This window comes from Paenibacillus sp. LRG-1 (assembly GCF_057220305.1).
Window position 1 is genome coordinate 3,190,711 of the sequence record NZ_CM170126.1, and the last position, 15,530, is coordinate 3,206,240.

14 protein-coding genes and 1 pseudogene are annotated in these 15,530 nt (G+C 43.8%); 2 read left to right on the forward strand and 13 right to left on the reverse strand.

Annotated elements, in window-relative coordinates:
• Window positions 1-23: 23 nt before the first annotated feature.
• From gerQ to bcaP, 7 genes are all read right to left on the reverse strand, one after another.
• On the reverse strand, window positions 24-479 hold the full coding sequence (gerQ, locus tag ACUUJN_RS13900; RefSeq protein ID WP_023988884.1) for a spore coat protein GerQ: 456 nt from the start codon (window positions 477-479) through the stop codon (window positions 24-26).
• A 56-nt stretch (window positions 480-535) separates the two neighbouring features.
• Window positions 536-958, reverse strand: a complete 423-nt coding sequence (locus tag ACUUJN_RS13905; protein WP_023988885.1) for a cell wall hydrolase — start codon at window positions 956-958, stop codon at window positions 536-538.
• Window positions 959-1,078: 120 nt separating this feature from the next.
• On the reverse strand, window positions 1,079-1,828 hold the full coding sequence (locus tag ACUUJN_RS13910; protein ID WP_023988886.1) for an SDR family NAD(P)-dependent oxidoreductase: 750 nt from the start codon (window positions 1,826-1,828) through the stop codon (window positions 1,079-1,081).
• Between the two features lie 134 nt (window positions 1,829-1,962).
• The gene (locus ACUUJN_RS13915) at window positions 1,963-2,358 is read right to left on the reverse strand and encodes a DUF2500 domain-containing protein (protein ID WP_013371386.1); all 396 of its coding nucleotides are present in this window, start codon (window positions 2,356-2,358) and stop codon (window positions 1,963-1,965) included.
• A gap of 188 nt (window positions 2,359-2,546) precedes the next feature.
• Window positions 2,547-2,729 carry a hypothetical protein gene (locus tag ACUUJN_RS13920; RefSeq protein ID WP_028541651.1) on the reverse strand — a complete coding sequence of 61 codons (183 nt, stop codon included), beginning with the start codon at window positions 2,727-2,729 and terminating at the stop codon, window positions 2,547-2,549.
• A gap of 153 nt (window positions 2,730-2,882) precedes the next feature.
• Window positions 2,883-4,133, reverse strand: coding sequence for a WD40/YVTN/BNR-like repeat-containing protein (locus ACUUJN_RS13925; RefSeq protein ID WP_484668603.1), 1,251 nt, complete (start codon window positions 4,131-4,133; stop codon window positions 2,883-2,885).
• Between the two features lie 164 nt (window positions 4,134-4,297).
• Window positions 4,298-5,689: a branched-chain amino acid transporter BcaP gene (gene bcaP / locus ACUUJN_RS13930; RefSeq protein WP_023988889.1), complete on the reverse strand. Its 1,392-nt coding sequence runs from the start codon at window positions 5,687-5,689 to the stop codon at window positions 4,298-4,300.
• Window positions 5,690-5,921: 232 nt separating this feature from the next.
• On the opposite strand from bcaP, the gene ACUUJN_RS13935 reads away from it, so the two are divergent.
• On the forward strand, window positions 5,922-6,851 hold the full coding sequence (locus tag ACUUJN_RS13935) for an L-lactate dehydrogenase (RefSeq protein ID WP_023988890.1): 930 nt from the start codon (window positions 5,922-5,924) through the stop codon (window positions 6,849-6,851).
• A 118-nt stretch (window positions 6,852-6,969) separates the two neighbouring features.
• On the opposite strand, the gene ACUUJN_RS13940 is transcribed toward ACUUJN_RS13935, so the two are convergent.
• Entirely contained in the window at window positions 6,970-8,073 is a 1,104-nt protein-coding gene (locus tag ACUUJN_RS13940; RefSeq protein ID WP_023988891.1) for a DUF3900 domain-containing protein, read from the reverse strand.
• Window positions 8,074-8,461: 388 nt separating this feature from the next.
• Between ACUUJN_RS13940 and ACUUJN_RS13945 the strand changes: the two genes are divergently transcribed.
• Window positions 8,462-9,679 (forward strand): MFS transporter, encoded by a 1,218-nt coding sequence (locus ACUUJN_RS13945; RefSeq protein WP_028541653.1) that lies wholly within the window; start codon window positions 8,462-8,464, stop codon window positions 9,677-9,679.
• Window positions 9,680-9,813: 134 nt separating this feature from the next.
• On the opposite strand, the pseudogene ACUUJN_RS13950 reads toward ACUUJN_RS13945, so the two are convergent.
• From ACUUJN_RS13950 to ACUUJN_RS13970, 5 genes and pseudogenes are all read right to left on the reverse strand, one after another.
• Window positions 9,814-10,018: pseudogene (locus ACUUJN_RS13950) on the reverse strand (ABC transporter ATP-binding protein); the annotation flags it as partial.
• 189 nt (window positions 10,019-10,207) lie between these two features.
• Window positions 10,208-11,170: an alpha/beta fold hydrolase gene (locus ACUUJN_RS13955; RefSeq protein WP_202404184.1), complete on the reverse strand. Its 963-nt coding sequence runs from the start codon at window positions 11,168-11,170 to the stop codon at window positions 10,208-10,210.
• A gap of 229 nt (window positions 11,171-11,399) precedes the next feature.
• Window positions 11,400-12,767: a sensor histidine kinase gene (locus ACUUJN_RS13960; RefSeq protein WP_023988894.1), complete on the reverse strand. Its 1,368-nt coding sequence runs from the start codon at window positions 12,765-12,767 to the stop codon at window positions 11,400-11,402.
• Entirely contained in the window at window positions 12,764-13,438 is a 675-nt protein-coding gene (locus ACUUJN_RS13965; protein WP_023988895.1) for a response regulator transcription factor, read from the reverse strand. Before ACUUJN_RS13965 ends, ACUUJN_RS13960 begins: the two co-directional genes overlap by 4 nt.
• A gap of 1,032 nt (window positions 13,439-14,470) precedes the next feature.
• On the reverse strand, window positions 14,471-14,767 hold the full coding sequence (locus tag ACUUJN_RS13970; protein WP_023988898.1) for a PTS sugar transporter subunit IIB: 297 nt from the start codon (window positions 14,765-14,767) through the stop codon (window positions 14,471-14,473).
• Window positions 14,768-15,530 lie beyond the last annotated feature (763 nt).

The window sequence follows — 15,530 nt, forward strand, 5'->3', positions numbered from 1 at the left end:
GTAGACTCATATATATGAAGGCATCAGCGAACCGGGGATGCACCCGGGTTCCCGATGACGCCGGGATATTGGTACAACAACGGCTCATCAAATGTTGCATAGTCCAGGTTTAGCATTAGTAGAATGGTCCGTTTGCCCGTCGCCGGATCACTAATAATAATGTGGTCCCGACCTGCTGCTTCCAGAATGCCTTTGAATATTTTCGCATTCCATTCCCGGTTATTTTCATAGGTCATATAAAAAGTTCCCGTTTTTCCTAAGTTCAAGCGTAAAATATTTTCGATGTATGATTGCTCGTATTGCGGAGTCTGAACCTGCACTACGGTACCCGTTGGTGTCATAGGGCTGCCACTACTTACTTGAGGTGGAAAGCCAGTCATAGGCTGCATGGTTCCGATTGGAGTCATCCCTCTTGGCCATTCGGGATACCCATTGCCGGAAGCATAAGATACGGGACGGTAAGCTTGCTGTGAAATCATGTAAATTCCTCCTAAAATGGTTTAAATTTAATTCTTCAAGCCATTCTGTAAATTGTCTAATATACATTAGGACAATCCTGTACAGTCGGGCTAAAAAAGCAGTGGGCTTTAAAACGTCCGGTATTGACCTGGCTATACCAGGTATCTGGGCAGTCTCCGGCAGGTCTGAAAAACCATAATGAATTGGATGCCGGACGTATTTTCTCTCCATTGATTACACGCTGGGCAAGTCGAATGTCCCGATCACGGGCTTTCTGATAAAAATACCCCTTCTGAGTAGCCTCAAACCCGCCGGGGCTTTGAAACACCATGTCATTCATCATACGTATGCCCTGGAAATCCAGGCAATTGGATAAAATCCGGTTCACCCCAACATTACCGACCATGAGCATTCCCTGCTCTCCTTCGCCTTCGGCCTCAGCCCGCATCAGTCGGGCGAGGGTCCTTACATCCTCTGAGTTGGTCTTGATTACAGCCACCGCGTCCCCTCCTCGCTTCTCCATCACATACCCTATCGTATGGTACAAATGCCCAATGGGTGACAGTCCAGAAAAACAAAAAAATAGCCCCAAGACTGGGACTACTCATTTAGGCTTTTATTATGGCTCATAAATCATTTTGCGCGTCATGCCACCATCTACTACCAGATTCGTGCCTGTTACAAAATCATTGCCGGGTTGTGTCAAATACAGACAGGCCCGTGCGATGTCTTTAGGGGTTCCTACTCGCCCAGACGGATGCTGTTGATGGTCTTCTGCACGCAGTTGCTCATAATCCCCGGTTTCAATCCACCCTGGACTGATGCAATTGACCTGAATCCCGTCCTTTCCTAGCGACATAGCCATCGCGTGTGTAAGGGCCGCAATGGCTCCTTTGGATGCCGCGTAGGCTTCTGTATCCGGCTCTGACATGAAAGCTCGTGTAGAGGTCATATTGACCACAGAGCCACCTTCTACGTTTCGTTTCATTACCTTAGCCGCTTCCCTAGTGGCAATAAAACAGCTGCGTACGTTTGTATTCAAAATGTCATCCCATTCTGCTATCGTTAACTCATATGGAGATTTCCATTTGGACACGCCAGCGTTGTTAATTAGCGTATGAATCGTACCGTATTCTTCTTCCGTGGCACGGATTAGCGCTACAATATCCTCTTCCTTCCGCACATCACAAGGAATAAAAATGGCCTGATAGCCCTCGTTCCGGGCTGCTGCAGCGGCTGCGGCACCCTCTTCCTCATTGTGGTCCGCAAATACAACATGGGCACCCTGAGCAGCGTAGGCAAAAGCGACCTCTTTCCCGATGCCATGCGCCGCTCCTGTTACAATAACAACTTGTCCCTCAAATGACACAAATCATTCCTCCTCTGAACTACTCTGTTCTAGTATATATGTACCAAAATGTGCTGTAAAAGAAACATCTACAGCCCCCTATCCTGATTTCTCGCAGAAGGCTGTAAATGAATCCAAGAACATTAGACTGAATTCTACATTTTAACCTGTTCCAAGCTATAGCGATTAAGACGCTGAAACCCGATATACCTTGTACCCTGAAAAGTAAGCCGTCCCTCATCACCTTCAGCGCATTGACCATATTCTTCCCCAGATACCTTGAACTCCATCCGGTCGCCACTCTCCACCTCGAAGGTTACGTAATAGAAAGTATAGGTACGAGTCCCTTGTTCCTCCTGCCGCCTCTGTTGGAGATGTGTCCTTCTGGCTGTAATTCGGGAACCGACCGTCAATACAGGCTGTCTTTTATTCCGACTCCATTCCATGACTTCCCTGCCTGCAGACAACACGACAATTCCCAACACGACAACGAAAAATACGGGCAGTACCGTGCCCAGCCAATCGAACATCCATAATGACTCAAATCCCATGCACCGCACTCCTCTCCGCCAGGCATTCCACAGGGAAACTACCGGGCATCCTGACCTGACCTAAGCTTTCTATAACAGTATATGTATGTTCCTGCCCAAATTTGATAGCAACTCTCAAGAACGCCAAGAGCCCCCACGGAATAGTCCGGGAGGCTCAAGATATGGCGATATCAGAATGATGCATCGATTTACACATGTACAAGCTGGAGATAACGTTGTGTTTCATCCAGAACTTCATGATCTTCGTCTTCAGCGTAACGCTCTGCACACTGCTTGCAGTCCTCTTCAGTCGTGCAACCATAGGCATCCTGGCAAGTATAACAAAATTGAAGGTAGTATTGGGTTAACATATGATCCTGATTCGCTGTCATGATTATCACTCCTATCGTTGTTTACAGGTTTAGTATAACAGCGGCTTATTCGTTGGTTTGTGATTTTTTTCACATATAGTCGTATAAAATTTAAATTTTTTAAAAATAAAACGCCCTGGGAAAAACACCCCAGGGCAATCAGCTTTATAGCGATTATAAAATTCTCCAGTTCGCACCGCCGTCCGTCGTTTTCAGCAGCAGTGATTTCTTGTCATCAAGGCGTTCCAAAAGGAGCCAACCCACCGAAGAAGAAGCGAAACGGAGCTTGACTGAACGTGGGTAGTCTTTTAGCTTCAAAGGTAGCACTTTGTTGCCTGTGAGACTTGTCCACGTCTTTCCCCCATCCAATGTACGGCTCATTCCGGTTTCAGTTATGATCCACCCTTCCTTTTCGTTTAGAAACGTACGTCCAGGGATAATAGAATTAATGTTGCTACTCAGACCCAAAGGCACACCGCTCCATTGGGCCCCTGTATCATTTGTAAACAGTCCATTATATTTTGTGCCGTTAGCCCCATAGCAAAGAACCGGAATCCAATACGAGGAACTGCTCCCTTTCAGAGACTGCTGAGCTTCTGCTTTGGCCTGAGGGCAGCCTTGTATTCTGTTAGCTACCGGAGTCCAGGTTTTCCCTTGATTCGAAGTCTTGTATAACTTAACACTGCTATCCAGATTGATCGCTACAAATCCCTGATTGTTGGAAGAAAAGCTCATTCCTGCCAGACTGCCCCGATCGGGTAAACCTGAGCCTGTTTTGTTGGATGTCGTACCAGAACTTTGCGCAACTTTATTCCACGTGGCTCCCCCGTCAGTGGTGTGATACAACAGTTTTTGTTGATCCTGCTCATTCAGTTTTACATATGCCATGATCCAGCCAGTAGTTGGATTTACATATTGAATCGAGCTCACATGATCCCCGCTTGGAAGCGCTGAAACATCCCAGCTCTGTCCTCCATCTGCTGTTCTCAGAATGACGGTTGCTGTTTTGTCCAAATTTTGACGGACAACCCAACCGTGACGAGAATCAGTGAAACTGATGTCCTTTCCATATTCAAGTTTGTCTTGAAATTGGACATTTTCGGAGGGGGAAATATTATTCCATGTCTTTCCGCCATCATGAGTATCATAAAGCCGGAGCTCATTATGGGTAACTCCCCAAACTAACCCTTTATTGTTATCAATTAAATGAAAATCCGCTATTCGCGTCTGAACTACATATTTGGAGTTGGGATCGCCCACCTTTGGAGTCACTGGTGGATTAATAGTAATCGTCTGACCCTGGTCATCAGGTTCCTCAATCGGAGGTTTAGTTAACGTTTCTGGGGCTTCAGCAGAACAGGCAGTCAGTAGAATGCCCGTCAGTAGCAGTACTCCCCCTAAGAGCGCACGCCAGCGCAGTTTCATATAAAAATCCTCCCTCGATGGCATGCTGTAATCACGTGCCAAAAGCTTATCTGAAACAGAATTATACCATAAACGCCTCTATGTGACACTTTTCGCGTAATGTCAAAAAAAACCGGACCCTTCACAAAAGTGCAGGATGCCGGCTTTTTTTATACTAGAATTTATTAAGATTTACGGTTCAACAAACTTTTGTGGTATCCATAGAAGAAATAGATCAGCAATCCAAGCAGGAGCCACACAATGAATCCAATCCAGGTGCTAATATGAAGCTGAAGCATCAGACCGATGCAAACCAAAGCACTTAAAAGCGGGAGCAACGGCACCCACGGCACGGTAAAGCCTCTTTTCAAATCAGGGCGTTTCTTGCGCAGCACGATAACCCCTACCGATACCACAGCAAAAGCGAACAGGGTTCCAATACTCGTCAAATTGGTCAGTGCATGTAATGGAAACAATCCACTAGCCAATGCGATAATGCTGCCCACCAGCCAAGTGCTTCGTATCGGTGTTTGAGTTTTGGCATTTATTTTGGATAAAAAAACGGGTAAAAGGCCATCACGTGACATAGAGAAAATTAACCGCGTTTGACCAAACAACAGCACCAGTAAAACGGTGGTCATCCCCGCAATCGCACCGACTGAAATCAATCCGGCAACAAAATCCTGATGAATAAAGCGGAGAGCAAACGCAACAGGATCACTTACCCCCAACTGCGTATAAGGTACCATTCCAGTTAGTACAACTGAAACCGCAATATACAGTACCGTGCAGATCGCTAGAGAAGAAATAATGCCGATGGGCATATTCCGCTGCGGATTGCGAACCTCTTCGGCTGCAGTTGAGATGGCATCAAAACCCAGATAAGCAAAAAATACGATTGCCGCAGCACTCAAAACACCAGAAAAACCATAAGGCAAAAATGGTGTCCAGTTGTCAGGCTTAACATAAAAGATACCGATCCCAATAAATAGCAATACAACTCCGACTTTAACACAAACCATTATTAAATTGAATCGGACCGTCTCCTTGGCTCCGAGACTCAGTAACAGTGTAATGAGCATAATGATGCACACGGCTGGTAGATCAATAATGGTTCCCTTAGTTGAATCGAAGGCTGCGGTTAAAGCCAGCGGTAAATGTACATCAAATCCAGCCAGCAAGCCTTGAAAGTAAGCAGACCATCCACTACTCACAGAGGCGGCCGCCACTCCGTATTCCAGAATCAGGTCCCACCCCAGTACCCAGGCCAAAATTTCTCCAAATACAATATAACTATACGCATAAGCGCTCCCAGCTGCGGGAACTGTAGATGAAAGCTCCGCATAACACAAGGCTGCTAGTACGCAGGCAATACCTGCAATAACAAAGGAGAGCATCAATCCAGGACCTGCATTTTCTGCTGCTGCCTTGCCAGTAATAACAAAAATCCCAGTACCGATAATACATCCTACACCTAGCATGGTGAGATCAAAGGCACCCATTGTTCTCTTTAAGTGACCTGTAGATCCGCTTTCCTCATGCGGGAGCAGTCCTGTTTTTTTTCGAAATAAGTCCATATGCCGAATCCTCTTTCCATAATTTCATGCGTCAATATCGGTGCTGCAACGCTTTAGTGCGTGTTCTTATCATTCGATTAATTATTAGCGAGCTCGTCTTTGAAGTCAAGGAAAAATGTCATATTTCTTTGCGGTGGGTAAATATATACGGTACACTAAGTTGGAAAGATAAATTTTTAAGAAATACCCCAAAATGAAAAGGTATTCAACCCGAGAAGGAGATGAGGATTTTATGAGCTTAAAACCTTACAAACGAAGTAGAGTGGCCATTGTCGGCATGGGAGCGGTTGGTACAACAACCGGCTATACCCTACTGCTGCGCCAACGCATGTCAGAACTTGTCTTTATTGATGTCAACGTCAAAAAGGCGAAGGGGGAAATGCTCGATATGAATCATGGGCTTCCCTTTCTCGGTGGTGTCAAAGTGTGGGCAGGTGATTATGAAGACTGCCGTGATGCAGATATCATTATTGTTACAGCAGGTGCTTCACAAAAGCCTGGAGAAACGCGCATTGATTTGCTGAAGCGCAATGCCGAAATATTTGAAAGTATTATTGATAATATCGTCAAGGTCAATACACATGGCATTTTGCTGATCGCTACCAATCCAGTGGACATTCTCTCCTACATCTCTTGGAAACGCAGTGGTTGGCCTTCAAGCAGAGTCATTGGGTCAGGTACGTTGCTGGACAGCGCACGCTTCCGTTATTTGATCGGGAAGCAAAAGGGCATCGATCCACGAAGCATCCACGCCCATATTATTGGAGAACACGGTGACTCCGAGTTACCTGTATGGAGCACAGCCAACGTAGCTGGAACTCCACTGGAACTGGGTGAAGAAACGAAAAATGAAATTTTTGAAAATACCAAGAATGCTGCCTATGAAATTATAGATGCTAAAGGCGCAACTTCTTATGCTATCGGGCTGGCTCTCGACCGAATCGTAGCCGCCATTCTCGGGGACGAGGGGTCGGTACTTAATGTGTCCACCTTGCTGGAAGATTATAACGGAGTATCTGACGTATATTTAGGTGTTCCAAGTATCGTAGATCACAATGGGGTACGTGAAATTTTGGATCTTCCGCTCAATGACGAGGAACGTGCAAGATTGCTTCAATCTGCGGACAAGCTGAAGAATCAAATTAGCAAAGTTCATATGTAGATCGCGAACATAAATACTAAACAAAACTGGCCTCCACAGCGGTAATATCCGTTGAGAGGCCAGTTTTTTAGTCATTATAATGTAAAAGTTCAGTTTGTCGTCCTGCTATGCATTCGAATTACCAAGGTGGCGTACCGCCATCCACGTCCTCATTTTCATGCTGGCGTTTCTCTTTTAGCCGCTCAGCCACCGTTTCAAACGATTCAGGTTGGAGCAACTCAATCGGTGAAAATCCCTTTTCAAACGTAAATGCATCACCTTCAATAATAAGTGCATATCTATCATGAAGTTTCGTGATATGCAGTTTGGCGCCAAAGTCGGACAGTAGCCCACGCACGGCCGTATCATCTAGTTTGAAACGAACTTCAATTTCTGGTTTCAGCTCGACAATATGCTGTGCAGCCTCTACGACCTGAAGGGGTTCCCATTTCCCTTGCAGATCCCGTTTTTCGCTAGCCGCCCACAATTCCAGATCGCGCTCTTCCTGCTGTCTTTCCTCATTAGATGCATCCGGCCATTTGGTTTCTACATAGTTCTGAACGAAGCCCATGACATGCTCATTGACGATTTCCGGCATGGATTGCTCATAGGTCACGAATTTCAAAAAATCTTCAAAATACCGGGCATGCGAAGACTGGTGAATTTTAAGCTCCCACTCATCGTTCATCCCTTCCTCAAGCATGTAAGGATACATGATGGATTTCATATTACGGGCAGAAATAGCCATTTCGACCTCACTCACCAGACTACTTTCAGTAATTCTGGCAATTTTAGGTTCGAAATCACATTTAAGCACAAAAATAAACGGATCATCCGAGTGTGTATTCAAGGTAGCCTGTACAATAATCAGCGCTCCGCCGCGTACTGCGCTCGTATCCAGATACATCCGCACCAAATCGTCACAAGCATTTTTAAAATCTTCCTTATCCTCTGCTGCCCGCAGTCGGGCGAACATATTAAAATTCGGATTACTGCTCAATTCATGCTCCGGTTCGACGATAAAGCGGCCGATTTTGGTCGGTGCCTGCTCTGTGCTGGGGTTTTTTTCAACCTTACGCTTGCTAATACGAGCAAATTCCCCGTCCAGAAATTTTTTAACATCGCTTTCGTCATAATCGTAGTCGTCCATTGTAGCGTAATGCTTATAGGACTTACCACCCTGTCCTTCTTTTCCATCTACCTGAATTACAAAAAAAGATAAAAAATCTACTTGAAAGTTCATTTACGTTCCATTCGCTCCTTTTCAGGCATGTACGCGTAATTATATCACTATGATTTTAAAAGGTACATCGGATTCAGATCCCTATTACTAGATAAACATTTTAGTTAACATAATACTTATTATGTTGATCTTTTTTCCGTTTAGTTATCATTCCCAATTCACAAGTTTAAAGTGAGTACTTTTACCACTATTCTAATTCACGTCCTTAAGGATCATTGGCCTCTTTATTTCCATGCTCTACTTTCTTCTTGGTTTCAAAAAACATTTGACTAATCAGTAGTCAATTTATTATATTATCTATTATTATATAGACAAAAATATATTTTGTTTATATAAAATGATATTTCAAGGGGGTTGCGCCCTGAAAACAGGAAAGGAGAGTTTGTTGTTGTTTAAAAATCCATATATAAGGACCATTATCGCCTCCAATGCGCTGCTAAATTTGGGCATTTGGGTGCGCAACTTTGCCATACTGTTGTATGTAACAGATTTGACTAATAATGATCCCGTATACGTATCGCTCATTTCGGTTGCTGAATTCATGCCTATTTTTCTGTTCGCTATCATTGGAGGAACATTCGCGGACCGTTGGCGGCCCAAACGGACCATGATTAGTTGCGATTTGCTATCCGCGGCCTCTATTTTTATTGTTTTGTTGGCATTATGGTACGGGTCATGGCAGGTGCTTTTGCTGTCCACTTTCTTTTCAGCCATTCTATCTCAATTTTCTCAGCCGTCTGCGATGAAGATATTTAAGCAGCATGTAGCACCAGAACAGCTACAGGGAGTGATGGCCCTTTTTCAATCTCTCATGGCATTATTTATGGTTATCGGCCCTGTTATCGGTACATTTATTTATCAACACTTTGGAATTTTCACTTCAATGTCTATAACCGGAATATTGTTTCTCATCTCGGCGCTTGTTCTGACTCGCATTCCACAAGATGAACAATCACTTGAGATAGATGATCAACCAACTCATTTCATTCAAGAGCTTAAAGAAGGAATACGTTATGTATGGAATAACCGCACACTTCGCACGCTTGGGGGAACATTTACCGTAATTGGGCTGGCGGTCGGACTTATTCAACCATTAATGGTTTTTGTCGCCATCGAGAACCTTGGACAAAACAAGGAATTCCTGCAATGGCCGTTAATGGCGAACGGAGCGGCTATGCTGGTGGGAGGCGGCCTGATTATGGGGGTTGCCAAAAAAGCACAGCCGCAATTGCTGCTGGTGGCCGGACTTTTGGTCAGCACACTGACAACCTTTGGTGTCGGATGGTCACACAATATTGTGCTGACCATGGCACTACAAGTTTTCAGCGGCCTATTTTATCCTTGCATTCATATCGGTATCAACACAATGATGATGAAAAACGCCGAAGCTGCTTTTATCGGCCGCGTCGGTGGTGCCCTCTCTCCCCTGTTCTCCGGGATGATGGTGGTCGGTATGAGTATCGGCGGAACACTCAAACACGAATCCTCCCTGAACACCGTATATACCGTGAGCGCCGGCTTGTTTTTGGTCGGAGCGATGCTGTTGTTACCATTGCTTCGTGACAGGCAGCCCGTACAAGCTGTCATAGCTGATGATTCTAAATAACAGCACAAGAAACCGCCCCTGGAGATATGATATGGCATCCTCCGGGGGCGGTTTCTTAATGTTTGTATCATGATTTCATACAGATTATGACTCTCTTCCTTCATGCTGTCTTTTCCATAATCGTGCATACAGGCCGTACTTTTTCCGCTACCAGAAGGCCCTACAAGCGCTGTGAAAGAACGGAATGGCATAAACATGCTCACCATCCCGCAGTACAGGCTGGTCACCATACCCAAAACTTATGCGCCTCAGCTCAATGTCGTGTCTTTCCGAAGGCAGCTGGTCACCCGGCATCACTGGCTCGTTCAGCAATTGGACGATACGCTCCCCTGCCTGTTGTTGTCTCTACTTTTATAACTACGAGTGATTTCAGTCTTAACTCAAACAGCGCGCACCGATTGAGTATCCGCACGCGCTGGCTACATAGCTTTTTTCATCTGTCTACTTGACAGGGATATGACCAAAGGACTTTTTTTTATATCACTTATACATTTGTAGAAAATAGTGAAGGTGCCCTTTTCAGTGCACTTATTTTATTTCTTTCATAAAGCTCCTGAAGTTTTCAACGATTTCCTTTGATTTGGTATGGTGTAAATAATGTTCTCCTTCAAGTGTCATTACTTTTCCATGAACAGAATTTTTGACTTGCTCTTCATGTAGTGGTATCCATCTTTCCACATCTGTATTATTCGCTTGTATAAAGAAAATAAGGGGCAGATTTTTTGGGAATGTTAAATTTTTAGCTGCTTTAAAATTAGGATAAATATTTTCCATTTCGTTTGAGGTGCTGGAATTATACATGTTTTTTAGAGAAAGAATTCTCATTTGTTCTTTTGTTTCATCATCATAGGGTAGTCCAGCATATGGGTCACCAGTTAGTTTCATTACCAATCTGGCTAAACCTGATTTTTTGAGAAATTTAAACGTTTTTATTGGTAATTCAGCATCCATACCACCTTGCGTTGGAACACTGCTATCAATCCCGACAAAAGCACTCACTTCGTTTTCATATTTGTTCACATAATCCAGTCCGTAAATGCCTGCAATGGAATGACCCATTAGAATATATCGGTCAATTTTAAGACTCTGTAAAGCTTCATGAATTTCACTTACAATATTCTCTGTGTTTCGTTCCTTTTCGGTTAGATCACTTAATCCATAACCAAAAGGCTCAATAACGATGACTTTGTAAAATGGAGATAGCTCTTCTACTAGCGGTTTAAAATCAAGTGCTGGTGCTGCTGTTCCATAACCTGGTAGTAACACGACGGTCTCTTCGCCTTTTCCTTGAATCAAAACATTCATTTTTTTCCCATCTACAGGTACGAACTGACCATAGGATTGTATTTTTCCTTGCTCTGATTTGCTGCTGATAATATTAACTGTATAGACAACGGCTAGAAAAAGCACGATTGCTATAATTATTGTTCCTATTATTTTAAGCAAAATGCTTCGTACTTTATTTGTTCTCGTTCCATTCCTCATTTTCATTACCTCTCTTCGTTTCACGCTCAACTTCTCCTGTCCCCATTCTGTTTGTTGGGCTACCTTAACGAGCCGCTAATGAAAGCTTAACGAAAGAAGATGTACTCCCTATGACGACAATATGAACGGAGTATGAACAAGCAAAAAAATGCTACGTTGTCCAAGGAAACTGCACATAATGCTGTATCATGGAAAATGCGGTTTAGATAATCCGAATGATACCGTATGAATCTAACTAATCTGGTGGCGTTGTGATTGGCAAGGTGACAATGACGGTCGTTCCTTGGCCGGGTTCACTTTCCACTCGAATGTCGCCTTGATGAAGCGATACGATCTGTTTAACGATGGCGAGTCCCATACCGCTACCGCCATATTTACGACTGTGGGAACGATCAGCTTTAAAAAATCGCTCGAATATACGCTTCTGGTCCTCAAGGGAAATACCAATGCCCGTATCGGATATTCGGACTGTTACGCTTTTGATATCTTGCTTGATGCTGACATTAATAACGCTGCCATTCTTGGAAAATTTGATGCTATTACCGAGTATGTTCGTCCATACCTGGTTTAATTGATCTTGATCCGCCAATAGGCGAACGGTCTTCAAATTGAGCTCGAAACGGATGTTGCGAGCCGACCATTGCGGCTGGATCGCGACGATGACTCGTCTGATCTGTTCATCAAGGCTGAACGTGACCAGCCGCATCTGCTGTGACTGCGATTCAAGCAAACTCAGCTTTAGCAGGCTATCGCTCATCTTGGACATCCGATCTGCTTCCGCGATGATGATATCGAGATAACGACTTCGCTCGTTATCTGCTATATCTACTTGCTTGAGTGCTATAGCATAACCGGATATCGAGGTGAGCGGCGACTGAACTTCATGCGACACATTCGTGACGAACTCCCTACGCATCTGCTCAAGTTGCTGTAGATCATGCATCATTTCTTCAAAGCTGCGAGCCAAAGTACCTAGCTCACCCTTTTGCTTAATATTCAGCTTGACGTTGAAATCTCCAACTGCTATACGTCTGGTCGCTTTTGTCAGTTTTTTGATCGGTCTGACTAGGAATATAGAGGCAACCAAAATCAATAGACTTCCTGTTACCAACGAATAGGTCAAAAAAGTAAATAACCATTTTTGGGCAAAAGAGACGGAAGGATACATAAGCGGCTCCACAAACATCGCTTTCATTCCCATTTCCGTTTTCAACCTCAGTCCCAAGAGGTTCATTGAAACACTACTCGGATTAACTTGAACAACTTCTCCACCCAATACTTTCCTTACTTGATCCATCGTCACAGTAACAGGTTTTTGTCCGTTAAGCGTTCCGTAAGACTGGAACTGCCCCGTTTCATCAAAAATTCGAATATAATAGGAATCGAGTTGTTTCATTCCACTTACGAATAAGTCCGCTTCACGTAACGGAATGGTTTCGTAAACCCGGACAATGTCCTGACCAAAGTTAAATAAGGTGGTTTGCAAATTTTCGTTCAATTTCTCTTCAAACACCCAAAATGTTACAAAAAAAGCAATGATCGTGCCCGCGAGGACGGAGACCAGAAATGTCAGGACAACACGTGTATATAAGGATCTGATCATTCGTAAACCTCAAGCCGGTAGCCAAGTCCACGCACCGTCTCGATACGAAAATCGGGTGTTGTAGCGAACCGTTCGCGCAGGCGTTTAATATGTACGTCTATCGTTCGATCATCTCCAGTATAATCGATCCCCCAAATTTGATCGATCAACTGCTCGCGCGTATACACTTGTCCAGGTGTTCCAGCGAGCTTATACAGCAATTCGAACTCCTTGAGCGGCAACGTGAGCGACTCCGTCCCTCTCATCACCTTATAGGTCTGCCGATCAAGGATGACGTTGCCGAACTGGATCATCTGCGTGGTGCCAATCCGATAGCGTTTCAGCAGTGCTCTGACCCGAACTGTCAATTCCAGTGGATCAAACGGTTTCGTCAAATAATCATCGGTTCCAAGTTCGAAACCTTTCACTTTCTCCCATGTTTCGCCTCTCGCAGTCAGCATAAGTAAGGGAAGATCAGGATTGGCTCTTCTGAGCTCCTTGCATAACGTCCAACCATCCATTATCGGCATCATAATATCGAGCACGACAAGATCGACATGCGTTGTAGCGTAGACGGTCAGTGCTTCCTTGCCGTCTGCGGCTTCGGCTGTTGCGAATCCGTCGTTGCGTAGAAATAAACAGACGAGTTCGCGAATGTTCGCATCGTCGTCAGCAACCAGTATAGTAGGCATTCGTTTCCTCTTTCCCTGTTTTCATCCCATATTGAAGTAACCATTATACTATAGATAAAATTGAATCGCTCCTATTCTTCCTATAATTTTACAGAGTTATTCCTCCTGGTTTCCGCAGGCCTCAGAGCCCTCATCATGGCCCTGTTGTCCTGATTTACCAATACCCAAAGGGCGGGCACTGCAGGACGTCTTAAATCCCTGCCTCGGTTATACTTTTTTTGCTTCTTGAAACCAGGAATGCTCATCATTTGTCATAAGGACACTCCTGTTAATTAAAAACACCCTACTAGCATTAATGGGGACGGGACTGACCCCATAACGTGAGACAAATCAAAACACCTTCAAGAGAATCGAACCATGTCGTAAGATATGGAGATAACCTATGCTCTGAATAAAAGCCATCCACGGACCAGGCGGCTGAATAGTCGATGTTCAGCGCTAGTTCTAAATAAGGCGTAACGAACCTTCTTGTAATCTGGACTGGATCATGAAATAGCATTTTACTGTGCGAAAGCTCGAAGCCTTTACGTAAAAAATGTGTACGATGCACACCGCTTCCCCACTATTCGGGTATATGATAAATATGTTCATGTTTCAATGCCGATTGAGTGAGATCATTTTCATCGTTTATAAGGTTTGAATCGGCTATATGGTTATATGGTTATAGTAATCATTAAATGTAGACGGAGAATTATGTATCTTCATCTTGTTATCGCTTCCTCCCTTATCTGGATTCGTAGTGCATACGAGTTCCATTCATGATTACAATTATAATGATTATCATTCTCATCCAAAAGATAATAACATCCATTCGCTACTAAGTTAACATAATATTTATTGCGAGATTAATTTTCTATTCTGTAGTTTTAACATATCAATATCTAATCTCTGTTGTTTAATTTATCGAATTTTCAAAATATGGATGCTTGAACATAACTTATGGATACAGAAATAAAAAACCTTTAAGACTGCTTATAAGTAGTCTTAAAGGTTTAAATGTGAGGAATGATAACGCTTTATAAAGTTGGCGATTTAAATCATATCCAGCGCTGTTTTCAGCACGTTCGCTCCATTCATCATTCCATAATTCATCATATTGATTACAGTGACTGGAATCTCGTTGCCCACTTCTTTCTTCACGTCATCTTCCGCGTGTCCCATTTGGGGGCCCAGCATAACAATATTGACCGGCATATGCTCTCTTATGCTACTCTCACTACAAGCTTCGATTACAATTTCCACATTTTGTGCACGAGCCGCCTCTTTCATTCTCTCCACCAGCATACTTGTAGAAAATCCTCCTGCGCAAGCCAGCAATATCTTTTTCATTTATCAGGCGTTTGCTTCCTTCGAGGACAGGGCTCGAAACGTAGCTCTTAGCTCGGGACGGACTGTGATAGCTAAGTAATACCAAGTTTCTACAGTCAAGTATTTCCATTTCCGAAAAAGTCTATCGTAGCAAAATTGCGAAAAAATCTACCTCGACAGACAACATAAATTTTTTTCATTATTTTTGAACTCCTTAAACTGTTCATGCAGAATTCTCCCTTCGCCCTGGGTATATGAATTGTTATGTATTGGACTTACATAGTGCTTACTTGCTGAATATCCCCAGTACCCTCAAGGTTTAATGGCTCCTCTGCCCATCGTCCATTCTCACAAGATCAAGAAAGTGTTGCATTTTTGCCAACGCATAATAACTTCCCCAGACTTTCCCTCGGCTCCCCTTGATTCTTCTTATTGAAACAAGGCATCGTTCCTTTTATATCCCGTGTTCCAAGGCTCTATTATGCTCAGGCCCCTTGCCATAAACAATTTTTCTTCCTTATTTGCATGCTTTTCTAACCTTTCACCCCTCATCATATTCGCAATTTTGCTACACTTCCTCACCTCTATCCCGAGTCGTTGGCCCCCCGTTGACGAGAAAAAAAACACGCATTATGATTCAAGTGAAAATATTCACAATTCATTCCGGAGTGAAAGTGAATGTTTTCACACAATAAACAGAATATCCGCTTTTCTATTTTTCTACTTATTCCGTGATGACGGCAATTAGCTTGCACATGACACTCGGCAGCTTGCCCGCACGTAA